We start from the raw sequence: 25,797 nt of genomic DNA, 5'->3' as shown, positions 1-25,797 counted from the left end.
ACCATAAATCTTAATTTTCTTAATGGTTTAAAAAATATTTAATTTTTTTATTATGAACACATTAAATGACTTACATAAAATTTCAGGTTCTTTTTCGAATACCGAAAAAATGCCTGTTTTGTTTCTAGGACATGGAAGCCCGATGAACGCGATTGAAGAAAATCAGTTTGTGACTGGTTTTCGAAACTTGGCAAAAACGTTGCCGCAACCAAATGCCATTTTGTGTATTTCGGCGCATTGGTTTACCAAAGGGACAAAGGTTACTGCAATGGAAATGCCTAGAACGATTCACGATTTTGGAGGTTTTCCGCAAGCGTTGTTCGACGTGCAATATCCTGCCAAAGGAAGTCCTGAATTAGCGATAGAAACTAAACAATTGTTGACACCGGTAGAAGTAGAGCTGGACGAACATTGGGGATTGGATCACGGAGCTTGGAGTGTCATCAAACATTTATATCCCGAAGCGAATGTTCCCGTGATTCAGTTGAGTATTGACTATACAAAATCCGGACAATACCATTTTGAACTGGCTCAAAAACTAAGTGCCTTGCGTACCAAAGGAATCCTGATTGTAGGCAGCGGCAATATTGTGCATAATTTAAGATTGGTCGATTATCACAATTTCGATAAAGATAATTATGGTTACGATTGGGCAATTGAAGCAAGGGAATCGGTAAACAATTATTTAATGGATGGGAATTTCCAGCCGTTGATTGATTTTGAAAAACAAAGCAAAGCATTTCAGTTAGCGATTCCTACGCCAGAACATTATTTACCTTTGATTTATACTTTAGGATTAAAAGGAAAATCCGAAGAACTGAGTTTGTTTAATGATAAGTTATTGGCGGGTTCTTTGAGCATGACTTCAGTGAAGATAATCTAGGATGATTTTGTGAAATAAATTTTATATTTGAATCTATAAAAAAAACATATGAATTGGTTAATCTCTGCAAATGCTACAATTTATGATCACGCAAGTTCATTTGAACATTTTGGTTTTGTTGATTGGAGACAAGGAAATGGGAAGTTCAAAGAAAATGATATAATTTATATTTACTCAACTCGACCATTAAAGAAAATTCAATATAAATGTAAAGTTGAAAAAATAGATTTACCCTTTAGAGATATTAGAAATGATCAAGAGTATTGGGTCGATAAAAATGAGTTTCAAAAGTCTTTAGAAGGAAAATTTATGAGACTTGTTCTGATTGAACAAGTTGATAACTCTAAAATGAGTTTAGAAAATTTACTTTTAAATGGTTTGAAAGCTGCGCCACAAGGACCTGTTAAACCAAATGAAAATTTGATAAAATATATTGAAAGTAATTTTAATGATTTGAATCAAAATGATATTTATCCAGAAATGGTTAATGAAGATTCACATGCATATGAAGGAATAAAAAAACAAGTTTTTGTAAATAAATATGAAAGAAGTTCAATTGCTAGAAATAAATGTATTGAATTTCACGGAACAGCTTGTAAAATATGTAATCTTGATTTTTCAAAATTATATGGAGATATAGGCAAAGGTTTTATTCATGTTCATCACATTATTCCAATTCATAAAATAGGAAAACAGTACAAAATAAATTATAAAGAAGATTTGATTCCAGTTTGCCCTAATTGTCATGCTATGTTGCATAGAAAAGTTGATGGAAAAGAATTAGAAATTGAAGAATTAAAATTTATTATAGAGTGTAATTCAATACAAGCAGTTGAAAATTAAGTTTTACTTGGCAGATTTTATATACCTAAAAATTATCGTGACCAACTCGCATGTTACCACAAACTAAATATAAATATCATAATCAATAATCCCAAATCCAAATCCTCAAAACTACTTAAAGTGAAAACACAAGACGATAAAAAATTAGATAATCCAGTTTGGTTTTCGGTATCAGAAACGCATCAAAGTTTTGCGGTAGATTATGGCAGTGTAAAATTCTATCATCCGGATTATTGTCCGTTTGGTGGTTTTGAAAAAGCAAATGCGATCGTAAAGTCTATCGATGAATATTCTGAGATGGTTGATAGTTTTTTTATTGTTGGAGAAAAGCCTGAACTTTCAAATCTATTAAAGTTAAATAAAGAATTGGTTTGCCTTCAAATGATTGTTTACAATCCAATCGATATTGCCATTAATGACCCAATCGTAAAACTCACTGACGAACATATTGATGCTTTATATGATTTGGTAAACTTGGTGCAACCAGGGTATTTTAAAAGAAAAACTGTTTTATTAGGTAATTATTACGGTATTTTCAAAAATGATGAACTTGTTGCCGTGACTGGTGAGCGCATGCAAATGAATGATTTTATTGAAGTCAGCGCAGTAGTCACACATCCCAATCATACCGGAAAAGGATACGCCAAACAATTAGTTGCCCATGTTGTAAATGAAGTTTTTAAGCAAAATAAAACTCCTTATTTACATGTGATTGAAGATAATCGTGGAGCAATACAACTGTACGAGAAATTAGGTTTTACTATTAGACGAAAAATTAGTTTTTGGAATATCACAAAGTAAACTTAGGTTGATAATTAAGAACAATTTTGTAAATCCTAAAAACATACTAACTTAGCACCAAGCGAACTTGATTGTTCCGTTTGCCCTAGATAAAAAATTAAAATAAAAACTTTGCGACTTAGTGCCTTCGTGGCAAAATGAAAAATATAAAAATGAAAATAATAGCAGTCATTCCCGCACGTTACGCATCCACACGATTTCCCGCTAAACTAATGCAGGATTTAGGTGGCAAAACGGTCATTTTAAGAACCTATGAAGCAGCCATAAACACGCAATTGTTTGATGATGTTTTTGTGGTAACGGATTCGGATTTAATTTATGATGAAATTGTTTCTCATAGTGGAAAAGCCATTCGAAGCATCAAAGAACACGAATCAGGAAGTGATCGAATTGCAGAAGCGGTCGAAAATCTGGATGTTGACATTGTGATTAATGTACAAGGAGACGAACCGTTTATTGACGCGGAACCTTTGGCAAAAGTCATTGAAGTTTTTAGAAATGATTTGGATAAAAAAGTGGATTTGGCTTCCTTGATGCGTGAAATTACAAACGAAGAGGAAATCAATAATCCCAACAATGTAAAAGTTGTGGTGGATCAAAACGGATTTGCTTTGTACTTTTCACGTTCGGTAATTCCATATCCAAGAGAGAAAAATGTAAGCGTTCGTTATATGCAACACATCGGGATTTATGCTTTTAGAAAACAAGCCTTATTGGATTTTTATAGTTTACCGATGAAATCATTGGAAGCATCCGAAAAACTGGAGCAATTACGCTATTTAGAATTTGGAAAACGCATCAAAATGATCGAAACCACACATGTCGGAATCGGAATTGATACTCCGGAAGATTTAGAAAAAGCAAGAAAAATGCTTTAATAAATTAAAAAACTGCAGATTTACAGATTGTTAATTAAATATGTGAATCTGCGTTTCTATTTAATAGGAGCAGTTTTTATTCTAATTTTTCAATTACGATTAATTCATTGTGTATTTCAATTCTGGGTATGGTTCTTATTTTGAATTGATTTTCATAAAATTCAGAAACATATTTTTGATTTCTTATATTTTGTGTTTCATTCAAAATCATCGTATTGAAAAGAATGAAACCTTTACTTCTTAAAAGAAAGCAGATTCGGTTGATAAAAAATGTTTCAAATAAAAAATTGGGCATTGTAGTATCTTGGAAGATATCTATTATAATCAAATCGTATTTATTTTTGGTTTTCAAAACAAATTCAAAGGCATCTTCAATAACAATATCAAGTTGGGGTATTTTATCTAAGGCAAAATATTTATTAGCCACCTTAATTATATCGGAATCAATTTCAACTCCGGTTATTTTTCCTTTAAATTTAATTTCATCAACCAATGTTTTAATAACGCTGCCTCCGGCTACTCCTAAAACAAGAATATGTTCCATAGTCGCTATTCTTTCAAAGCCAATGTTTTTTAGACCAATTCTTAAAATACGTTGTAAACTTCCATACGAGTAATTGGCATTTTCAGAATCTAAAACTAACTCTCCATTTGCCCAAGTCACTTCGATCGATTTACTCAATGAAGATTTTGATTGATAAATTTTTATTGGAATAAGGTAACTGAATATTTTTTTAAACATTGGGGACTTTGGTTGTAATACTATTTAAAGTTAGAATTTTCTAGTTATTATTAAAGCTAATTAATGTTACATGATAAATGCAAAATAGTTAAGTCAACTAATTCTGTTAAATATATTGTTTTATTTGGTGCAAATATATTGAATATTCTAGCTCATTAGGTGTAATTAATTTTAATAATAATTTCCTAGTTTTCGATATAATTTTCTGTCGAAAATCACTCGACCTGACGAAAATTAGTATTAAAAACGGTTATCGATACACATTACTTCAAGTACGAAGCGCATCGAGAAGGTTTGTTCCATTTTACTCCACAAAAAACAATCGAACTGACTTTTTGAATAATTGCACCCAACGGGTTATTCCAGCATTAAAACACATTACAATGTGGTCAAATGTATTTTCATTAGCTGAAGGATAGGAATGAAAAGGACATGATTTTAAAGCAAAAAAAATACCTAAAACAACATGTGCTTTAGGTATTTCAACTAAATTGAAAATATTTATTTTGGACAGTTTAAACCACTGTATTTTTTAAAATTCCAATTCCTTCAATTTCCAGTTCTACAACATCTCCGGGTTCTAAAGGACGGTGAACAGAAAAGTTATTTTCTATCAAACTTCCCCAACCTACAGTTCCAGATCCTAAGATATCTCCTGGCATAAGATTTACATTGTTTTCTGAGGCGCGTTCCATCATTTGAGGAAAAGTCCAATGAACAGTTTTGTAGTTACCCTCACAGATTGTTTCTCCATTGATTCTTGATGTCATTTTGATGTCAAAACGATCACCTGTACTATTAGGCATTGCTAAATGTTCCGGATGTGATTCTCTTGAAATGCTGCAACGGTATTGTTCAAATTCATCTTTGGTAACGATGCACGGTCCAAAAGCGTTAGCAAAATCTTTTCCTTTATGTGGTCCAAGTGGTACCGTCATTTCATGTTTTTGAATTGAACGGGCAGTCCAATCATTAAAAACAGTGTAACCAAAAATATAATCATCAGCATTTTCAGCTTTAATATCTTTTCCTTTTTTACCAATTACAACAGCCATTTCTAGTTCGATGTCGAGCTTAGTTTCATTATCAGGACGAAGAATATTATCTTCAGGGCCATAAATAGCTTGATGGTTGGTAAAGTAAAAAATAGGAATCTCGTACCAAGCGGCTCCAACAGTGTGACCAAATGATTTAGAAGCGTTAAGCATATGTTGTTCAAATCCTATATAATCTCTAATACTTCTAGGATTTGGCAAAGGAGCTAAAAGTTTTACTTCTGATAATGTGTAATGAGGCTTAACGTCGCCAAGTGCTTTTATAATATCAAAATTTACTTCGTGATTATCAATAAAGCTTAGCATATCAATAGGCAATCTGGCATCAGCTAAATTCATATCGACTACGGCATCATTTTGTAACCAGCCTGTGCGGCTTTCGCCTGCTTTATTTTCGAATGTTACTAATTTCATTTTTCTTTTTTTAAATAGGTTGAGCTAACATTCCAGTAGTTTTTCCCATAGTAGCACCAATATTTGCATCATCAGGCAATTTTTGACCTGAAAACTCCATTAATTCCCATACCCCTAATTTTTCAGAACTTTCAACAACCATTTTACAGCGATCGTATCTTCTTTTCATAAATCTTGAGAATATAGCTTGTGCACCATCTTGTTTTTTTATTTCTTCAGCTAATACTACAGCATCTTCAATAGCCAATGCTGCGCCTGAACCTAATTGAGGAATCGTTGCATGGGCAGCATCTCCAATAATAATAACATTTCCTTTATACCAAGGTGCTGGAAGATTTAACGTTTCTAATGGTCTATAGTTTACCAATTTTGGATCGACTACCTGATCGATTAAACCTTGTATCATAGGAATAGGATATTCTTTCATATAAGACTGTAGCTTTTGAATCATTTGATCCTCTTTAATAAAAGGATTGTCAGCTCCTTCAGCAGAAACTACAAACACATAGCAACTGTCTTCAGTCATAGGAATTATTCCTAATTTACTTTTTTTACCAAAATAGATATATCCCGTATCTAAATCCTTAGGTCTTTTAAAAGCATAACGCCAGTTAGATAATCCAACATAGTTAGGCTTTGATTCCCCAAAAATTAAGTTTCTAACTTTAGAGTTTATGCCGTCTCCACCAATAAGAAGATCATAACTACCAGCTGTTCCATCTGAAAAAACAACATCAACACCATCTTCTTTATCTGTAATTGAATCTACTGTAAGGCCCAAACGGTATTTTACACCAAGTTCAATACTGCGTTCTAATAATATATCATGTAAAACTCTGCGTGAAATTCCATTATGACTCGGAAAACGGCCAATAGGGTCTGTACCAGCTTCAGCGATTTGATGGCCAGTTGCTGTACACATTTTTACTTTTGGGTAAGGTGATCCTCTTCTTAGCGCTTCGTCTGCTACACCTAATGCATCTAAAGCTCTTAGTGCATTTGCTTGTTGTATAATACCTACACCATAGACGTCGAATTTAGGTAGTATTTCAGCAATCTCAACTTCTATACCAATTTGTCTTAATGCAATACCTGCAGACTGACCGCCGATACCACCACCAACAATAAGTACTTTCTCTATAGTTTTCATATTATAAATTGTTTGAGATTAATACTATTCTTTTAATTTTTTGGCTACCCAATCATACATATTGAAAGTTCGGGTAAAATCGTCAACACAACAATGTTGAGAACCACTTTCTTCTTTTGGAATTACTTCTAAAACATGTTCACAAGTTAAAGCTTTATCTACATTATAAGCATGTTCAACAAAGTTTTGACGGTCATCACCACCATGAAGAATATACGTTGGCATGGATATCTTTTCAGCGATTCCATTTTCAAGTGTATAGCCTTTTAATTTTTCAAGAACTTCTTCAAAGCTTGCTGCGTCCATAATATGCATCACTATTTCTGCTAATGGATGTTTTGCATTTCGACCAGCCCAAACTTGGTAATACGACCATACAGCACCAAATATCATGCAGACTTTGAAACGGGGCTCAAATGCGGCACAACGCGCTGCCATATATCCTCCCATGGATACTGCTCCAATACCAATACTAGAGGTATCTACATAATCTTTTAGGTTAGCTATCGACCAATCTAAAACAGCTGTTCCAGCTACTTCGTAATCAAAACGCGAATGAATATGATTTAGTCTTAATGAAGCTCCTTGTCCTGGTCCGTCCATAGCCAAAAGTGCAATACCTCTTTCGTTAAGATGTTGCGATATACCAAAATATAATTCTTCAGCTAAACTATCTAAGCCTCCAAACATTATCATCATTGGAGGGTTTTTAACCCCTTCTGGAGCAAACAAATAACCTGGTAAAAAAGACCCTTCAAAAGGTACTTCTATTTGTAAGGGTTTGTTTTTGAAATATTTAATGGCTCTAATAAATGCTTCTCTCGCTTTTAAATATGTTGGTACTTTTCTATCGTCTCCAAGTTCCATAAAGAACTCAGCAGTACGCAAATAGTTGAATGCTCTTAAGTAAGTACGACTTGCCGAAATGAAAGAATTATTGTTTTCGAAATTTTCTCCAAGATCATAAACTTGGTCCCCTTTCTTTAACCAAGCGATATTGAAAGACTCTCTGTTTGATGGGTCAATTTCGCTGGCAACTTCTAGTATTTCAGCAAATTCACCACCGCCATAATGCGCTTGAGTTAATGCTCTGTTTACTTGATAGGAAGGCATATACTGCCCTGGAAAATAATGCCACATAGCTTTGTTTTTTTTAATTTTGTTTTCAGTGTTGTTCTCATTTGAAAACACCGTGTTGTTTTATTATAAACTAGGAATAACTTAATTATTTTAGATTAAACATCAGCTGGTTTTACTACACCGTCTGTTAACCCTAATCTTTTACCTTTTGCCATTTCTGCAAATGGGTTAGCTGATCCCCAAGCATCGTTTGGATTGTCTTTTAAATAATGAACATCTAAGTGATCCGGTGCAAAAACTAAACGGGCACAAGCATAGTATTCAAACAAAATTCCACTTCCTGGATCTACGATATAGATAAAGAATCCTTCATCTGCTTTATGACGGGTAGGAGCACCCATAACACTTTTATATCCTTTTTCAATAAAATAATCTAACGCTAATAAAACTTCTTCACGACTATCTACATTCCAGCAAATATGATTTAAAACCGCTTCATTTTCCCCAATATTTGGATCTGAGAAAATAGCAATATCGTGAGAAAGATTACCAAGAGTCCATAAACCACCAATTGGAGGGATTTCATCAGCAATACGGATTTCGTCAGGATTATTAAATCCTAAGCCTTGCCAAAATTTCTTTTCATCGGCATATTTTCCTTTGGCAACCATATAAGTTACGTGATCCAATCGTCTAGGATTCGCTCCGTTAAGACGGTTACTGGCGTAACGATCAGCATAAACACTTCCTCTTTCGCCTTCTTCTTTCAACCAAACCACATCCCAAAATACTTCGTGAATGTGACCTTCAGGGGATTTAAAGCGATAGGCTTTTCCGTGTCCTAAGTCACCTTCATCCCAGCCAATACCTGCGCCAATATTCTCTAAATAACTAACAACTTCTTCTAAAGCTTCCGGACTATCGGCACGCCAGCCTAAATGTCCTAAACCTGATTTTTCACTTTGTGTAAGTTTCAAGGTGTGGTGAAAATAATCACCCCACGCTCTTAAATATACAGAGTTTTCTTCTCTTCCTGTTTCATCCATTCCTACTACATCGCGAAAGAATTCTACTGATTTGTTCAAATCTGTAGTTAAAACTTCTACGTGAGCTAATTGCGAAAAATAATGTGGATTTTTTGCCATTTTTATTTTTATTTATTGGTTTTTTTATAGTTTGTGTAATTTATGTTGCAAAAATAAAATGATTTATAAATGTGAGTGAATCAATTAGATTCTATTGCTATTCAAAATCAATTCTTTTTTGTTTTATCGACGCTTATTAAGATGTTTTTGTATTCTTTTTATGCAAATGCACCACCATCAACCGCCATGGCATGCCCTGTTATAAAAGAAGATTGGTCTGAACACATCCACAAAGCAACATCAGCGACTTCCTGAGGTTGGCCCATACGTTTCATCCGCTGCAGATTTATTGCCATTTGTAATGCTTCTGGATTGTGTGCCAGTTTTCTTCTACCTTCCATAATCATAGGTGTTTCAATAGCCGTCGGACAAATGGCATTGATGCGAATGTTCTTGGTAGCGTTTTCTATAGCGGCACTTTTTACTATTCCGATAACACCGTGTTTGGAAGCAGAATACGGAACATTATCAGGTTGCCCCACTAATCCGGCTGCCGATGACACACATACGATGTTTCCTCCACCTTGTTTTAGCATTTCAATCAACTGGTATTTTACACAATACCAAGTTCCCGTTAAGTTAATATTGATTTGTTGCAACCAAGCTTCTTCAGGATATTCATGGGTTGGTAACGAAAGTGTTCCTGCAATTCCTGCTGAATTTACGGCACAATCCAATCGCCCGAATTTGGTAACGGTTTGCTGTACCATATTTTCTACTTCTTCTCTTTTAGAAATATCGCATTTTACAAATAGTGCTTCATGTCCTAAATCAGTAATTTCTTGTACTACTAGTAATCCTGCCTGTTCATTTACATCCGAAACCACTACTTTGGCTCCTTCTTTTGCAAATGAAAGTGCCGTTGCTTTACCAATTCCAGATGAAGCTCCAGTTACTAAGCATACTTTGTTTTCAAATCTTTTCATATTTTTTATGTTCTAAAATGTTTCTTTTAAAAAAAAAATTAATTTCCATCACTAATGGTTGTGCCACCATCAATGATAATATTTTGACCGCTGATAAAGCCGCCGGCTTTTGAAGCTAATAAGAGAGCCATTCCGGCTACTTCTTCTACTTTTCCAATTCTTCGTAATGGCGTAAGCAAAATTCTTTTTTCCATAACTTCGGGATTTTGTGTCAATGGTTTTGCAAATTCCGTATCAATAACGCCAGGCGAAATTGCATTGACCCGAATATTATCAGGTCCAAATTCTACCGCAAGATTACGTGCCAATTGTGCTAATCCCGCTTTTGAAATGCCATATAATCCCAAGTTCTTATTACCTCTTACACTGGATAAACTGGCTAGATAGATAATGGTACCCTCTTTTTGAGCCTGCATGCTTGGGATTATTTTTTGGGTTAAGTAAATGACGTTTTCTAAATTAATTTGCATTGTTTTTTCAAAATTTTCTGAATCGATTTCCAAAAAAGAACCGGGAATGGCTATTCCGACACAATTCACTAAAATGTCAATTGTCGCTGCTTTTTCTTTGCATTGAAAAACCAACGCATCTATTTCCTTTTTTTTAGAAATATCACAAGGAATTGCAAATGCTTTAATTCCTTTATTTTCAAACGCTGTTTGAGTTGCAATACATCCTTTTGTATCATTACTTGAAATGATAACTGTAGCTCCGTGTATCCCTATGATTTCAGCAATTGCTTTTCCCATACCGCTTGAAGCACCCGTTACTAAAGCGACTTTCCCTGTTAAATCAAATAGGTTTTTCATACTTTTTTTTGTTTTAAAACGTATTGCATACTAAAGCTAATACTACATAATACCATCATCGTTACGACCATAGGAATTGCGCTGCCATTTTGAAAATAGCTAAGTATTGCTGTAACTAATGCACTCAATGCCATTTGTGTCACACCCATAATTGCATTGGCACTGCCTATATTTTCCGTAAAAGGACGAATAGTAATTGCCATTGTATTGGGAGAAATCAATGATAAAAACAACATAAAAAAACACATGCCTATTAGAAGATGTACTACCGTCAAGGAGTAAACGGCTATATATAATAAGTAACAGCAAACTAATAATTGCATTCCTACAGCACAAAATGCAATGTCATAACTATTAAATCTCCGCAACAATACCCGATTAAACTGGCTGCCTACAATCATGCAGGAAGCAGTACTGGCGAATATCCATCCAAAATGTTGTTTACTAATTCCTAAAATCCCAATAAATAATAAAGAAGAACTTGAAATCCAACTAAATAATACCGCTGATGCCAAAGCAGTAATGATAGCGTATCCCATATATCCTTTGGTCAGGATTACTTTTTTATAATTGCCCAAAATCGCTTTTGGTTTTAGAGAATAGTTGGCGTCAGCTTCTTTCACATGGGGAAGAAAAAAATGCAGTGCGACTAATAAAAGTAACGCCATTACTGCCAAAAAGATAAAAATACCTCTCCAATCAGAAAATAACAGAATAAAACCGCCTAAAGTTGGGGCAATAATTGGGGCAATTCCCATAATTAGGGAAAGCGTAGAAAACATGGAAGCTATTTTTTCTACAGGAAATACATCTCTTACCATCGCTCTACTTCCCACGGAACACACACTGATACTAATAGCTTGAAAAAAGCGAAAAACACATAAAAGGATTATATTCCCAACTACAGCACATCCTAAAGATGTCAAGAAAAAAAATACTAACGCAATTAACATTGGATTTTTACGCCCAAAACGATCTAAAAGTGGACCATTAAAAAACTGGCCTACACAAGCTCCTGCAAAAAAAGTACTCATCGAAAGGGTAATCATTCCCACATTTGTACCCAAATTTTCGGCCATTGCAGGAAATGCTGGTAAATATAAATCAGTTGAAAAAGGCATTAACCCATTCAAACAACCTAATACAATAATTAGGGTTTTTATATTAATTTCTTTTGTTTTTGTCATTTGATTTTATTTCCAATGAATTATTTTTTTTTCCATTTCACTAAACAAAAAGTAATCGGATTAATGATTTAATAATTACAATCATTAGCGCTTATACTAATGAACTTTTAATGTTGCATATATTCAGGAAGCGATATTCCGTTCATCTCGTATGGTTTTGCCTCAATGAGTACAAAAACAATTCTGCAAATTTCAGTTTCACTTGGATTTTTCCATTTGTGCAAGGTTCCGCGTTGAATTATAATTTCTCCGGCACCAATTCTCTTTGAAACGTTATTTTCTAATTCAAGTTCGATTTCACCGCTAATTATAATTCCATAATCGATGCTGTCCGTTCGGTGAAGTGGGGAAGAAGCTCCCGGTAACATATCTACAATACGAATCACCGATCCTCCTTTGAGAGTTGTGCCAGCATCTCTCTTGGCTCCATCAGTTTCGTCATTGCAATCTGCAGGAACAGTAGCTGTTGTCCACAATGTAGTCATAGCAGCATCGCCAGTTGGAATAACAACGGTTTCAAATTCTTCATCGGAAGTGAATACCGCAGTGCCTTCCAGATTATGTCCTGTTACAATTCTTCTAATTGGTAAATTCATTTTTATTAATTTTCGTTTTGGGTTGGAGTTGACTTAAGCTTTTTCATAAACTCACTGAAAGCAGGTCTGAATTCAGTAAAAAGTGCATTGTCCCTGTTTTTTAACATTACTTCGCTAAACATTTTTAGTCCAATAGCAAATTCTGTAGCTTGGTTTTCAGTATGAAAAAGGTTTCTACTTTTCATTCTTTCAACAATATTTAAAATGTTATCATGATTGTCGAATTCTAATTCTATAGGAGTATAGACAGTATCGTCAACTTTTGCTGTTGTCAAAATTTCTAGTTTTAATTTGTATTTATTAGTTCTTTTTTCCATTTTTTTTAATTTTTTATATTTTCTCCACGATATGAAGTATCGATTGTTAATTCTCCTTCAAACACTCGAGATACGCAGGCGCATATTTGTTTGTTTTCGGACTTTTGTTCTTGACTAAAAAAAGTATCTCGATGGTCAATTTTACCTGTATATTTAATAATATCAACTACACATAATCCACACTCTCCTTTTAGGCAATCTGACATAATTTCAATTCCATTGTCTTTTAAAGTATCTAGCAGGTTTGTGTTGATAGAAACCGAAAGGGTTTTATTAAAACGAGGTAGATTTATTGTAAAAGACTGCGTAGGGTAGCTGCCCGTTGTTCCAAACGTTTCATACCTCAAATCAAAAGAAGAAAAACCATTGTCGTGCCAAGCTTGTCGAATATCATCGAGCATTCTCATAGGTCCGCAAAAATAAAGTTGTGTTCCTTTTGCAAGTTCTGCTATTGTTTTCTTAATATCTAATCGTTGGTTTTCATCTTTAATATGACAACTCAAATTATCTCCAAAGGATTCAGAGAGCATTTCCAGGAAAGGCATTTCTTTTCTAGATGCACCAGCATATTCTAACCGAAAATTAGATTTTTTATGTTTTAGTTCCTGCGCCATGGCAATAATAGGAGTAATGCCAATTCCTCCAGCAATCAATATATAATTATCACGCCCAAATGTCATTTCGAAATGATTTTTTGGTTGTGATATTTGAATTTTTTGCCCTTCTTTTAATTTACCGATATATTTTGAACCTCCACGACTTTCAGCTAGCAGTTTAACTGCAATAGTAAGTGGTTTTCCTTTTTCAGATCTTCCAATTAGGGAATAACTTCGTATGCTTGGACTATTATCAATAAAAATTTGAACGTCAATATGTGAACCCGGAGTATAGGCAGGAATTTCACTCAAGGATAATTCAATGTGCTTTACATTTTCTGCAATCAAAGACACTTTTGTTATTATTGCTTCTTTCCAAATATTTGAATATCTCATTGTATTTTTTTAAATATTAATCTAAAGCCTCTTTTGCAACCATTTCATCTACAATTCGTCTTACCCACATTGCCCCGCCATCTATATTTAGATTATAAAATTCCCGACCTGGATTGTTTTGAATAGCAATTTGTTGTGCTTCTAAGATGTCTTCGTCTTGGGAAAAAATATGAGAAACCCCAGCTCTTAACTCATGTGTTCTTCTTTGATTGAGGATGTCATAATTTCTACAAAAAGACCAAAAATAATGACACGTAGTATCTGTTTCAGGCGTAACGGTATTTAAAACAAAACCATTTACACCTTGCGATCGGTCTCCTTCAAAAGCACCAGTTTTTTTTAGCGCAACTCCTACATCTATAGTAATGGTGGATGGTGCTTGGAAATTAATAATTTGCCATCTATCAACATTTCCTTCTTTGTCTAATTGTGCTTTCCAAAAAGGAGGAGGATCAATATCTAACATCCAACGGGTCACAGTTACTGAATTATCGGTATGAGTTACTTCGAAGGGTGCTTCTGCTACTGCATCATTACCAATGCTTTCTCCATGTATAAAAGTTTCATGAGTTAAATCCATTAAATTATCTAAAATTAATCGATAATTGCATTTTCCATATATTACTTCCCCATCTCCTGCCCAATCGGCATCATTATTCCAGTGTAAATCAGGTACTTTTGATTCATCAGCTTCTGTAGGATTCCCCATCCAAACCCAGATGTAACGGTATTTTTCTACAGCAGCATAACTTTTTACACAAGCAGAAGGATTAATTGTTTCTTGAGAAGGCATGTAGGTACATCTACCTTCCTTATTATAATTTAAACCATGATAACCACAAATTACTTGGTCATTAATTAATTTTCCTTTAGAAAGAGGCAATAATCGATGCCAACAAGCATCTTGAAGAACTACCACTTTATTGTCAGAAGTACGGTACATTACCAATGGCTCATTCGCAATTTTTCTAGCAAATAATTCTTTTTTAACTTCTACATCCCTTGCGCAAGCATACCAAGCATTTTTAGGAAAGCTATAATTCATTGTAAATTTGGTCTCCTTCATAATTGTTTTATTTATAATTATTATTGATACAAAATGGTTCTTTTTTTATAGACAGTAGTCAAGCTTCCTGTTCTAAGTTATTATGGAGTTATATTTAGAGTAAGAATTAAAATAGTTTAAAATCATAATTGAGTCAGTAACTCAGTCCATCACCAAAGTGGAATAATGCATATCCTTTAGGTTTTAAATAACCGGGAACATCCGATTGATTTTCTAAAACTGCTTCTGTTGAAACGGGTGTTGTAAATGGCATTTTTCCAGTTGGATTAAATACTCCACTAACAACTTCTAATAAAGCATCTTGCGTCGTTCCGAATGTGGCTAAAACCGTTTTAAGTTTTCCGTTGTCAATTTCGTTTATAATCCAAGGACTAGTATAATTTATAACTGTTATGGTTGGCTTGGCTTCTGTAATTTCATTGACATGAGCAACATCAATCTTGTTTTTTGACAAGCTTAACTCGATCGGACTGCCATTTGAACTAAAAAGACCACCCGAATTTGGGATAAGCCAAAGCAAAACGACATCTGCTTCTTCTTTTGAATCAACAAACTCTAAATTAGAATTAGGAATTATTGGTTTGTTTATAACAATTGGACTTTTGGATTTACCGTTGTCAAAATAGGTTTCAAAATAGATTTTTGTTTTTTTGGAAATGGGTAAAATTTCTGAATCATTTCGGAGTAATACAATCGATTTTCTTAAGGCTAAATCACCTTTTTTCTGAAATTCGGCATTTCCTACTATTTTAATGGCTTCCTCGGCGTTTACATAAGGGTTTTCAAATAGACCCAATTCAAATTTTTCTCTTAAAAGTCTGGTTATGGATTCATCGATTCGAGATTTAGAAACGAGTCCTTTTTTTACGGTTTCGAGTAATAGAGCGGGATCTGCACTGCCTGAAAAAATATCAACACCACAACCAATAGCTTTTTGATACCGTTCTAAAACACTTAGGTTTTCCACTCCCCAAGGCATCATGTCTATAGGACCGGTATCCGAGTTGATGATTCCCTTGAATCCCATTTTTTTGCGTAACAAATCATTAATAATTCCTTTATTATAAGAAAAAGCTACTTCTTCATATTGAGTACCAATAGGTTTTGCATAGTATGGCATTATTGAAGATGTTCCTGCAGCTATGGCCGCTTGAAACGGCTTAAGATGATAATCAAGCATTCCACCGGGATAATGCTGATCTTTTCCCCATTCAAAATGTGGATCTTGCCCTTCGACTTGTGGGCCACCACCTGGAAAGTGTTTGGTAGTCATTGCTACTGAATTTTTATTTAATTGTTTTCCCTGAAATCCCAATACAATTTCACGAATCATGTCAGAAGCTAAATTGGCATCTTCACCGAATGTTCCTTCTATACGTTGCCAGCGCGGTTCCGTTGCTAAATCGGCCATATACATATATCCCTTTCGCAAACCAACAGAAGTCCATTCTTTTGCGGCAATCTCGGCAAATTCACGAGTCAATTTCAAATCGCGCATTGCGGCAAGTCCCAACTCGCTTGGCCATTTTGAGAAAACGGTTGTCCCAACGCTCAAACCTATTGCAGCATCTGAGGTTACATGATTTCGTGGATTTGAAGCGATGATACATGGAATACCTAATCGAGAAGTTTCGGATAAAGCTTGTAAATTATTAGACCAGTCGGCCATTATTTTTGTACTTGTATTGGCTCGCGCAATAAAGTGTCGAAGATGGTATGTCAAAACACCTTTAGTTGTTCCTGCTGCCGTCATGGTTGGTGCGGGTAGAGGCTTATGACTAAACATATTTACGTTTTGTATCAAGTCTTCTTCATTAAAACCATTTGTAATTTCAGACTTAGGAGCGTTTTGTTGAAACGAATAATCACCCGCAAGGCGAGTGGTACTTATAATCATAAAACCTATTTTTTCTTCAATGGTCATTTTAGAAATAAGGTCTTTTATTCTAATCTCGTTAGCAAGTCGCCAATCTTCGTATTTATCAAGTTTGTTGTTTTTGTTTAAATCTTTAAATTGTAGGCCATCTATTTTTAATAGGGTTATAGACCGAAAACCTAGTTCGGGTTGAATTGTGTTTTTTGCTGTTTTGGTTGAACTGCAAGACAAAAAAAACAGTATAAGAACAACCACAAACCAAATATGCTTTTTCATATTGTATTTTTTGTTAATTTATTTATTCAGGTACATTGTAGCTGAAATTCTCAAAATCAGCAGATGCTTTGGATTTAATACTATTTCCAGAAGCGTACAAACCAATATAAACTCCTGTAAAACCTCCTGCCGTCTCGGTACTCAAATATTTTGTCTCTACTTTTTCAAGGGTAGTTTGAGGATTATTTCCTTGCGAAAAACCAAATTCATAAAACGCTGGAGTTCCAGAAATAGTCAGTTTTACTGTTCCTTTTTTTAAAGGGATTCGCTTTTCAACAGCGTTAATTTTACCAATATTATAAACTAAAACCAGTTCACGTTCCTTCCTGTTTTTTCGAATAAATAGTTTGTAATGATGTAAAGCGTCTTTGTAAAGTGTAATTCCAGCTTCTTCATTTTCAGTAAGGGGATTAAAATCAATTGTTGTCGTGGCATTAAAATTAAAATGTTGTTGTCTTCTGCCTACAAAGGTCACGCCCGGATTTTCACTCAATGATTTTTCACTTCCATACAATCTTAAATACCCTTTGCGTTCCAAAAGGGAGTAGTTTTGAGGAATGGGATTATTGATGTAATTCCATTCGAAACCTAATTTTTCTCCGGAGAAATCATCGTTCTGATTGTAGTTCTTCATTTTTACTTGACCGGGAAGTTTCTCGACCTTCATATCCAAAGTTATGGAACCAGTACCATTAACCATAGGCCATTCGTTAGGATTCCAAACCACGGGAGCCAAAAAAGTTTCTCTACCCAAAATTTGATGACTATCCAAAGGTCTAAAACCCAATGCCACCATAAACCAAGAACCGTCGGTAGTCTGCACTAAATCGGCATGGCCAGTTCCTTGAATTGGATTGTTTTCTTCATCAGCGTTTGCGTGCGTTAAAATAGGATTTGCGGGATTCGATTCATAAGCTCCCCAAATGTTTTTGCTTCTGGCGATGGTTACTTTATGGCCATATTCGGTTCCGCCTTCGGCAATCATTAAATAATAAAAGCCGTCTTTTTTATATAAATGAGGCCCTTCAGGATATTTTCCGCCGGTTCCTTTCCAAATCGTTATAGGCTCTGAAAGTAGTTTGCCAGTTGTGATATCTATTTCAGACATCACAATTCGATTTTTTACTGGCCCCCAATTTTGTGCCGAGGTGACATATACTTTTCCGTTATCATCAAAAAACAGACTTGGGTCGATTCCCGGTGTGGCAATCCAAATGGGATTTGACCAAGGTCCAGCTGGATTTTTTGCCGTTACGTAGAAATTTCCTTTGTTGGTAATATTGGTCGTTATCATATAAAATAGGCCATTATTATATCGAATGGTTGGGGCGAAAATTCCTAAAGTGACTTGTGCATTTACCAATGGCAATTGTTCTTCTCTGTCTAAAACGTAGCCTAATTGTTCCCAGTTCACTAAGTTTTTACTATGAAAAATAGGCACTCCAGGGAAATAACCAAAACTACTGTTGACCATATAATAGTCGTCATTCACTCGGCAAATACTTGGGTCAGGATAAAATCCGGGCAAAACAGGATTTTGATAGCCTACTTGACCAAAGCCAATTCCTCCTATAAACATTAGAAGTAACAGAAAGATTGTTTTGCTTTTGGAAAGATTCATATTATTTTAGATTATTATTATTTAACAAGAATGTCTTTTTTCAAGCCGAACTCTTTTGTTTGTTTGATATCTAATGAAGAGGCTCCCATTCGAATGGTATATTTTCCTGCTTCAGCAATCCAGGACGAAAAAGTAGGATCGAAAGATGCTAATTCACTTGGGGTAAGAGTAAAACTTATGGTTTGTGATTCGTTCGGCTGTAATAATTTTGTTTTTGCAAACCCTTTCAACTCTTCGAAAGGCTTTTTCAATTTTATTGAAGGTGCACTTAAATACAATTGTACGACTTCTTTTCCGGCTACTTTACCAGTGTTTTTAATGGTAATAGTTGCTGTAATTTTATCTGTAAAATCAGTTGAATTGAGTTTTATAGTGCTGTATTCAAATTGTGTATAACTCAAACCGTAGCCAAATTCATAAGCTGTTTTTACCTTTTTAGTATTGAAATAACGGTAACCCAAATAGATTTCATCATCGTATGTTATTTCGGCAGGATAAGTAGGCATTACAGGGTCTAATATTTCCCCTTCTTTAAGCGGAAGTTGTTTTCCAGGGAAATTTCCAGCAGAGGGTACATCATTATAGGAAATAGGAAATGTAGCTGTTAATTTTCCTGATGGGTTTACTTTTCCTGATAGTATATCGGCTATGGCATTACCACCTTCCATACCAGGTTGCCAAGCCATCAAAATAGCATCAACCCAAGGACTCCAACTCGCCATTTCAACAACACCTCCAGCGTTGATAACCACAATAACTTTTTTGTTTTTAGCATGAAAAGATTCCGAAAGTGTTTTAAGTGTTTGCTTTTCAGCATCAGTTAAATTGAAATCATTTTCTACTTTACGGTCTTTAGATTCACCGGATATTCTACCAATTGTGATAATAGCAATGTCAGAATTAGCTTCAGCTGTTGTAATTAATTCGTTTTTAATGTCCATTTCTTTAATAGAAAAAGGATTAAAAACATCCATAAATGAAGGAGCTGGTTTTTTTGCATTTTCTAATTTTACGTAATCTTCATAAGTAGATTTGGCATTTTGTTGTAGTTTGAATCCAGAATGCAGTAAACCCTCGTCAAGAGAAATCGTATATTTTTTTACTACATCTCCACTGCCTGTTCCTCCCGCAATAATGTCATAAGATGCGTTGCCAAATAAGGCAATAGTACTGGATTTTGGTAGTGGTAGCGCCTTGTCATTTTTTAATAAAACCATTCCTTCTGATGCTACCATTCTTGAAATAGCTGCATTTGCCGTTAAATCGGGTTCATTTGAATAGTTGTACTTATTGAAAGTAATTGTTTTTACAACAAGATTTAAAACGCGTTCCACACTCGAATTTAAATCACTCATTGCTAGTGAACCATTTTTTACGCCATTTGTAATAGTTTGTACTTGATCTGGTCTTCCCGGCATTTGTAAATCATTTCCGGCTCCTAGAGAAATAGCTGCGTTTTGTCCTGCAAACCAATCACTCATCACCAAACCTTTAAAACCCCATTCTTTACGTAAAATAGTGCTTATCAATTTTTTACTTTCTGAAGTATAAGTGCCATTTATAAGATTGTACGAAGTCATCAATGTCCAGGGATTTGATTTTTTAACTGCTATTTCAAAACCTTTTAGATAGATTTCTCTTAAGGTACGTTCGCTTACAATGGTGTTCAATTTCATTCTATTGGTTTCGGTATTATTGGCTGCAAAATGTTTTACAGAAACGCCAATGCCTTGTTTTTGAATACCATTAGTTACCGCTGCTGCAATAGTTCCTGAAAGAAACGGGTCTTCAGAATAGTATTCGAAATTTCGGCCTCCCAAAGGATTTCTTTGGATGTTAAAAGCAGGTGTCAATACAATATCAATTCCATATTCTTTAGCTTCACGACCTAATATTTCGCCCGCTTTTTTGGTCATAATGGTATCCCAAGTGCTGGCTAACAATGTTCCTATGGGAATTGCTGTAGCATATTTTGGCTTTGCATTGGTTAAATCCAGAAAATGTATTCCAGCCGGTCCATCGGATAGGGTAATACTAGGAATTCCCAAACGTTTTATGGCGTGTGTTCTACCCGAGGTGCCGGGAACTTTTGGTGCAATTTTGTCATCTTCTGGATCATTGGGAGGTAATAAACCTGCTGGAGCCCCTGAAATATACATACCCATTCCGACTACCAATTTGACTTTCTCTTCAAGAGTCAAAGCTTTGATCACTTGTTTTATGTTGTTCTTGTTTAATTTGGGTACCGGTTTTTCTTGTGCCAAAACAATCAAGTTAAGACAAGCAAAACAAATTAGAAGAAGGAATTTTTTCATGATGTATTATTTTATTTTTAGAGTCTCTTCAATTGCCTTTACAGTCAAAGGCTCCATAATTTTATAGCCTGCCAATGTAGGATGAACACCATCTTCGGTAAGCTCCTTTTTTATTCCTTTTCTTTCATCCACTAATGGGGAATAATAATCGAGATAAACGATATTGTTTTTTGAAGCATATTCTTTAATCCTCTTGTTTAGCTGTATTATTTTATCGATTGGTTGTATACTAGGTTTCCAAGCAAAATTATAAGCTGGTAAAACGGATGTTAAAACTACTTTTATATTATTTGCTTTGGCTAATTCGACCATCGAAATGATATTATTTAAGGTGTTTTCTTCTACATAAGGACCAGTCATTTCACTAACATCATTTGTTCCACCATTGATGACAACTAGGGCAGGTTTTAAATTGATAACATCTTGTTTGAAGCGAACTAAGGTTTGCCCCGTTGTTTGACCACTAATCCGTCGATCAAGGTATTTTTTTTCTGCAAACCATGTAGAATCAAGTGCTTTCCAGTTTTCAAAAATGGAATTACCTAAAAACACGACTCTGTTTTCGTTAGGTTTTGGAGCAGGCAAATTTTTATTTTCTAGTTCGTATCGTTTTAGGAAAGCCCAATCGGTATGTAAATTATCTTCTCTTTCTTTTAAAAACTGATTGAATGCCTTTTGCGTTTTGAAATGTGCCGACAAACCTGTTGGATGTTCGGACCATAATAATCCTTGTAGTTCCAACCAATCTCCAAAACGGTCTTTCCAACTTTCGACAGGTAAATCCAGTTTACGCATCCCAAAACCGTGACCTCCTTTAGAATAAATATGTAATTCTGCCGATTTTCCTGCGGCCAACCAATCGCTATAGGTTTTTACACTATTGGGTGCTAAACCCAATTGGTCATCTGAAGCGGCTGCGATAAATAGAGGAGGAGCATCTGCTGGAACAATTGTATTTTTTAAAGCTCCTGTATAGGCGTAAATTGGCGCTGCAAAATCTGGACGATTGCTTCCTTTTGAATTGAAAACGGTGCCAATTGCTACTGTTCCTCCAGCCGAGAAACCTATAATTCCGATTCTGTTTTTCTCAATAGCATATTCAGCTGCGTGATCTCTCACGTATTGTATTGCAGTTAATCCATCGGCAATAGCCAGAGTGACAATGGGAGCATTGATGGAATCTAATTTTTTTCTGTTTTCAAATAATGGAAAAAGCTCTTTTACAGGGTCATCAGTTTCACTTTTTACGAGTCGGTATTTTAATACAAAGGCCGTTATTCCTTTTGAATTTAACCATTTGGCAACTTCAATTCCTTCACTGTTTATAGATAAAGTATGGAAACCGCCTCCGGGACAAATAATCATTGCAGTTCCATTTGCCAATGGTTTGTCCGGTGCATACATTGTAAGCGTCGGTTGGGAAACATTGTACACCACTTGGGTTTGAAATGTCTGTGAAAACATTTCTTTTTCCAGCCAATTCCAGTTTTCTGAACCAGGTGCTTTACCTTGATATAGTGGAATGGTTTTTTGAGCATTTGAAATAAATGCAATCAATAATACAATTAAAAAGGTTTTATTTTTCATTATCATCGATGCTAATTATTAATTTTTATACTCTTTAATCAGTTTTTGATATTCAAAATAACTTTGTTTTGGGATACGCTCTTGGGTGTCGAAATTAACATGAATTAATCCAAAACGGGATGTGTAACCAAATACCCATTCGAAATTATCCCAACCGCTCCATGCGAAATAACCGATCATTCTAACGCCTTCTTTTTTAGCTTTTACTACCGCTTCTATGTGACGTTTTATATAATCAGCACGCAAAACATCATTTACTTTTCCACTAATAACCGTGTCTTCGTTATTTTTGAAGCTTGCACCATTTTCAGTAATCATTATCTGGGGGTTGTTGTATTCTTTTTTGATTTTGACAAGAAATTTATACAATTCTTCTGGGCGTACAGGGCCATTGGCAGATTTAACTTTGTCTGTATTTACATCCATCCACTTCATTTCAAATGGCTCGGCAGCATCATATTTCACTAAGGCTGGAGCATAAAAATTAACACCTAAGAAATCTGGTTTATTTGCAGCCAGAATTTTCATATCGGCAGCCGTAGGTAGAAATGCAGGATCATATTTTGTAAACATATCCAATACTTCTTTTGGATAAGTACCTTTGAAATAGCCATCAAGGAAAACAGTATTCAATAATTTTTCTTGCAAAGCTGAAGCTTTCACATCGTTTGGATTGTTAGGATCTAGCGGGGAACAAGGGGAAAAATTGAAAGTCATCCCTATCTTTCCGCCCAAATTCATTTCGTGATACATTTTTATCACCTCGGCACTAGCTACCATCTCTCTATGTACTTTCATCATTCCTCTGGCAAAACGAGTGACAGCTGGTTCTTTACTTTGTTCCATGTTCATAAGGTATTCTGCAACAAAAAATTCAATATATGGCTCATTGAAAGTGATGAAATGTTTTACTTTTTTACCGTAACGTTCCAAGGCTATTTTAGCATAGTTTTTATACCAGTTAATCATTTCCGGATTTCCCCAGCCTTCTTTTTGTACTAAAGCGAAAGGGTAATCAAAATGATAAAGCGTAACTACCGGTTCTATTCCAGCCACTTTTAAATCATCAATTAAAAGGTCATAATGAGCTAGTGCTTTTTCGTTTACAGCACCAACACCATCAGGTATAATACGGCTCCAGTCTAATGAAAAACGGTAGGAGTTAACCCCTAATTCTTTCATCAATTGAATGTCTTTAAGGTATTGTGTTCTATCATACATATTGATAGCGACATTTCCTGTTTCTTTTTTACCGATGATGAATTGAGTTACACCTACTTTATTGGTCAAAAAATCCCATTTTGACTCGCCTTTACCATCCGCTTGATAGTTGCCTTCCACTTGGTATGCTGCAGAAGCTACTCCCCATAGAAAGGGAGTTTGATTTTGTGCTTTTAAAGCAATTCCCGAAAGAATGATTAAGCTTAAGGTTGCAATAATTTTTTTCATAATAATTTTTATAATAGTTCTATAATCTCAATTAAATTTCCAGTAGTATCCCTGATGAATCCCATCATAGCATCTTGGGGAGGGCTCAATAAAGGACCCATGACAACATCAACTCCTGTGTTCTTAAAGCGTTCGAATAATGCTATTAGACCGGATTCGACTTCATAACAAATATGTTTTGTCCCTTGTTGGCGAATATCCGACAGCGGATGTTTTCGTGCTTCTGGAATGGCTTCGGTTTCATAATGCTCAAACAATTCTATTTTAAAATCACCATGTTGCAGAAACGCAATTTTAGTTTTTATTTCTGGAAAATCTTTTTCCCAACAAAACTCAAAATCTAAAGTTTTTTGATACCAAGCGATTGCTTCTTGCATATTGGCAATGCTTATTCCTACATGGTGTGCTTTTAAATAGATTGGATTCATTTTATTCGAACTCATTTGTGTTTATTGTCTCGTCTGATTTTGCTAAATAAGAATGAAATAACCCTTTTGGGTCCCTTAGGGCTCTTATTGCCTGTAGTTTTGTAAAATTTGCATCCGATATAAATCTTCTTTGATGTTTAGTAAAATCCGAATCCCCAAGATATTGCCCTTCGGTTACTTTTTCTATTCGATTTATTTGTTCGTTGAGCCAAGTTTTGCATTTTTTGTCTTCTTCTTCCGTTTCCCAAAGCGTATAAATTGCTAAATAAATATCGGTTTGAAGCGAAAAAGCCATGTCTGGTAATTGACGTAAAGGTGCCATACTAAACCAGAGTGTAAATGTTTTTTCGTTGGGCAATTTTATAAAACTATCCTTAATCACAGGAACTATTTCATCTGGATTTCCTTTCAACCATGCATTACTTACAGCCCATCTATGTCCTTCGGGATTGTTTTTGACTTGTACTTCATACTCAGCTGCCAATGTTGTAGGCTGAGCGGTTTTATGCACTATTGCTTGATCTATAAATGGACATTCTTCAAAAGGGGCAAGCGCTTTTTGGGCGGCTTCAGTTGTGTCTTCAAATGCCATGGCATGAACGACCATTCCTGTTCCAAACTCGAATGTTTGCCCTACTGCTACGATTTCTACAGTATTTGTAACAGTCGTGTGCATGGTCTGCAGCCAATGTAATACCCCTTCACAAACGTTAGCGGGATACACATACGTACTGGCAGTTATCGCTTTTGGGAGTGGGCGAGTCTTTAAATGGAAGCAAGTAACAACACCAAAAAATCCTGGTCCGGCTCCTCGAGCAGCCCAAAAGAGATCCGAATTTTGATTAGCATCTGCTTTGACCAATTCTCCATTGGCAGTTACCACATCAATCGATTCAATTTGTTCCGCAGCCCAGCCCCAGCCGCGGGCATTCCAACCTTGCCCTCCTTGTAATAAAAAGCCACCAATGCCAACAGTAGGGCAATGACCTCCTGCGAAAAACAGGTCATTTTCTTTTAAAAAAGGAGCCAGTTCATGTCCTCCTTTGGTAGCAGGGCCAGCACTTACAATACTAGTCTCTTTGTTTAAGGATATTGTATTTAAATGTTTTAAATCCAATAAAATACCTTCATCGCGTACACTCCACACAGCCCAACTATGTCCTCCTGAACGTGTGGCTATTTTGTATGATTTTTCGTTTGCTAATTTTACTGCTTCAACAACATCATCAGCGTCTTTTGGAAAAAAAACAGCAATAGGATATCGATTAGGACGAAGGTGATTGAAGACTCTGCCAACTCGCGCTTCTTCGTAACCGGCATCTCCTTTATAATATATTTTACCTTTGAAATTCATTTGTTTT

General features: G+C 35.2%; 23 protein-coding genes. 4 read left to right on the top strand and 19 right to left on the bottom strand.

Features of this window, described 5'->3' with window-relative positions:
• The first annotated feature begins 52 nt into the window (after window positions 1-52).
• The 4 genes from ygiD to kdsB all read left to right on the top strand — a co-directional run bounded on the left by ygiD (window position 53) and on the right by kdsB (window position 3,405).
• Window positions 53-883, top strand: coding sequence for a 4,5-DOPA dioxygenase extradiol (gene ygiD, locus T410_RS13545; protein ID WP_035672682.1), 831 nt, complete (start codon window positions 53-55; stop codon window positions 881-883).
• Between the two features lie 48 nt (window positions 884-931).
• Window positions 932-1,726, top strand: a complete 795-nt coding sequence (locus tag T410_RS13540) for an HNH endonuclease (protein ID WP_035672679.1) — start codon at window positions 932-934, stop codon at window positions 1,724-1,726.
• Window positions 1,727-1,846: 120 nt separating this feature from the next.
• Window positions 1,847-2,527: a GNAT family N-acetyltransferase gene (locus T410_RS13535; RefSeq protein ID WP_035672676.1), complete on the top strand. Its 681-nt coding sequence runs from the start codon at window positions 1,847-1,849 to the stop codon at window positions 2,525-2,527.
• A gap of 152 nt (window positions 2,528-2,679) precedes the next feature.
• Entirely contained in the window at window positions 2,680-3,405 is a 726-nt protein-coding gene (gene kdsB, locus T410_RS13530) for a 3-deoxy-manno-octulosonate cytidylyltransferase (RefSeq protein ID WP_035674579.1), read from the top strand.
• Between the two features lie 76 nt (window positions 3,406-3,481).
• Here kdsB and T410_RS13525 read toward each other — a convergent pair whose 3' ends face one another.
• From T410_RS13525 to T410_RS13435, 19 genes are all read right to left on the bottom strand, one after another.
• Window positions 3,482-4,147: a spermidine synthase gene (locus tag T410_RS13525; protein ID WP_035672673.1), complete on the bottom strand. Its 666-nt coding sequence runs from the start codon at window positions 4,145-4,147 to the stop codon at window positions 3,482-3,484.
• Between the two features lie 515 nt (window positions 4,148-4,662).
• A complete protein-coding gene (locus tag T410_RS13520) occupies window positions 4,663-5,616 on the bottom strand; it encodes a fumarylacetoacetate hydrolase family protein (RefSeq protein ID WP_035672671.1) in 954 nt (317 codons plus the stop codon).
• Between the two features lie 10 nt (window positions 5,617-5,626).
• Window positions 5,627-6,766 carry an FAD-dependent monooxygenase gene (locus tag T410_RS13515; protein ID WP_035672669.1) on the bottom strand — a complete coding sequence of 380 codons (1,140 nt, stop codon included), beginning with the start codon at window positions 6,764-6,766 and terminating at the stop codon, window positions 5,627-5,629.
• A 24-nt stretch (window positions 6,767-6,790) separates the two neighbouring features.
• Complete coding sequence (locus T410_RS13510) at window positions 6,791-7,906, bottom strand: S9 family peptidase (RefSeq protein ID WP_035674577.1); 1,116 nt, start codon at window positions 7,904-7,906, stop codon at window positions 6,791-6,793.
• Window positions 7,907-8,001: 95 nt separating this feature from the next.
• Window positions 8,002-8,991, bottom strand: a complete 990-nt coding sequence (locus T410_RS13505; RefSeq protein WP_035672666.1) for a VOC family protein — start codon at window positions 8,989-8,991, stop codon at window positions 8,002-8,004.
• Window positions 8,992-9,149: 158 nt separating this feature from the next.
• Window positions 9,150-9,917 (bottom strand): SDR family oxidoreductase, encoded by a 768-nt coding sequence (locus tag T410_RS13500; RefSeq protein WP_035672664.1) that lies wholly within the window; start codon window positions 9,915-9,917, stop codon window positions 9,150-9,152.
• Between the two features lie 38 nt (window positions 9,918-9,955).
• On the bottom strand, window positions 9,956-10,726 hold the full coding sequence (locus T410_RS13495; protein ID WP_035672662.1) for an SDR family NAD(P)-dependent oxidoreductase: 771 nt from the start codon (window positions 10,724-10,726) through the stop codon (window positions 9,956-9,958).
• Window positions 10,723-11,913, bottom strand: a complete 1,191-nt coding sequence (locus tag T410_RS13490; RefSeq protein WP_051929428.1) for a multidrug effflux MFS transporter — start codon at window positions 11,911-11,913, stop codon at window positions 10,723-10,725. The genes T410_RS13495 and T410_RS13490 overlap by 4 nt, the downstream gene beginning before the upstream one ends.
• Window positions 11,914-12,020: 107 nt before the next feature.
• Window positions 12,021-12,509 carry a cupin domain-containing protein gene (locus T410_RS13485; RefSeq protein WP_193743747.1) on the bottom strand — a complete coding sequence of 163 codons (489 nt, stop codon included), beginning with the start codon at window positions 12,507-12,509 and terminating at the stop codon, window positions 12,021-12,023.
• A 5-nt stretch (window positions 12,510-12,514) separates the two neighbouring features.
• On the bottom strand, window positions 12,515-12,826 hold the full coding sequence (locus tag T410_RS13480; RefSeq protein WP_035672656.1) for a DUF3861 domain-containing protein: 312 nt from the start codon (window positions 12,824-12,826) through the stop codon (window positions 12,515-12,517).
• Between the two features lie 5 nt (window positions 12,827-12,831).
• Entirely contained in the window at window positions 12,832-13,818 is a 987-nt protein-coding gene (locus tag T410_RS13475) for a PDR/VanB family oxidoreductase (RefSeq protein WP_035672653.1), read from the bottom strand.
• Between the two features lie 16 nt (window positions 13,819-13,834).
• Window positions 13,835-14,884, bottom strand: coding sequence for an aromatic ring-hydroxylating dioxygenase subunit alpha (locus T410_RS13470; RefSeq protein WP_202963248.1), 1,050 nt, complete (start codon window positions 14,882-14,884; stop codon window positions 13,835-13,837).
• A gap of 133 nt (window positions 14,885-15,017) precedes the next feature.
• A complete protein-coding gene (locus T410_RS13465) occupies window positions 15,018-17,036 on the bottom strand; it encodes a glycoside hydrolase family 3 N-terminal domain-containing protein (protein WP_035672650.1) in 2,019 nt (672 codons plus the stop codon).
• Between the two features lie 22 nt (window positions 17,037-17,058).
• Window positions 17,059-18,657 carry a glycoside hydrolase family 43 protein gene (locus T410_RS13460; protein WP_035672647.1) on the bottom strand — a complete coding sequence of 533 codons (1,599 nt, stop codon included), beginning with the start codon at window positions 18,655-18,657 and terminating at the stop codon, window positions 17,059-17,061.
• 17 nt (window positions 18,658-18,674) lie between these two features.
• A complete protein-coding gene (locus T410_RS13455; RefSeq protein WP_051929427.1) occupies window positions 18,675-20,972 on the bottom strand; it encodes a glycoside hydrolase family 3 C-terminal domain-containing protein in 2,298 nt (765 codons plus the stop codon).
• Window positions 20,973-20,978: 6 nt separating this feature from the next.
• Window positions 20,979-22,559: a GDSL-type esterase/lipase family protein gene (locus T410_RS17260; RefSeq protein ID WP_035672644.1), complete on the bottom strand. Its 1,581-nt coding sequence runs from the start codon at window positions 22,557-22,559 to the stop codon at window positions 20,979-20,981.
• An 18-nt stretch (window positions 22,560-22,577) separates the two neighbouring features.
• Window positions 22,578-24,008, bottom strand: a complete 1,431-nt coding sequence (locus T410_RS13445) for a glycoside hydrolase family 1 protein (RefSeq protein ID WP_081897844.1) — start codon at window positions 24,006-24,008, stop codon at window positions 22,578-22,580.
• Between the two features lie 8 nt (window positions 24,009-24,016).
• Entirely contained in the window at window positions 24,017-24,451 is a 435-nt protein-coding gene (locus tag T410_RS16540) for a VOC family protein (protein WP_051929426.1), read from the bottom strand.
• Window positions 24,438-25,790 carry an FAD-binding oxidoreductase gene (locus T410_RS13435; RefSeq protein WP_035672642.1) on the bottom strand — a complete coding sequence of 451 codons (1,353 nt, stop codon included), beginning with the start codon at window positions 25,788-25,790 and terminating at the stop codon, window positions 24,438-24,440. Before T410_RS13435 ends, T410_RS16540 begins: the two co-directional genes overlap by 14 nt.
• Window positions 25,791-25,797: the final 7 nt, after the last annotated feature.

The organism is Flavobacterium sp. 83, assembly GCF_000744835.1.
GTDB lineage: Bacteria > Bacteroidota > Bacteroidia > Flavobacteriales > Flavobacteriaceae > Flavobacterium.
The sequence above is the reverse complement of the archived record's forward strand: the minus strand, read 5'-3'. Positions and strand labels throughout refer to the sequence as shown.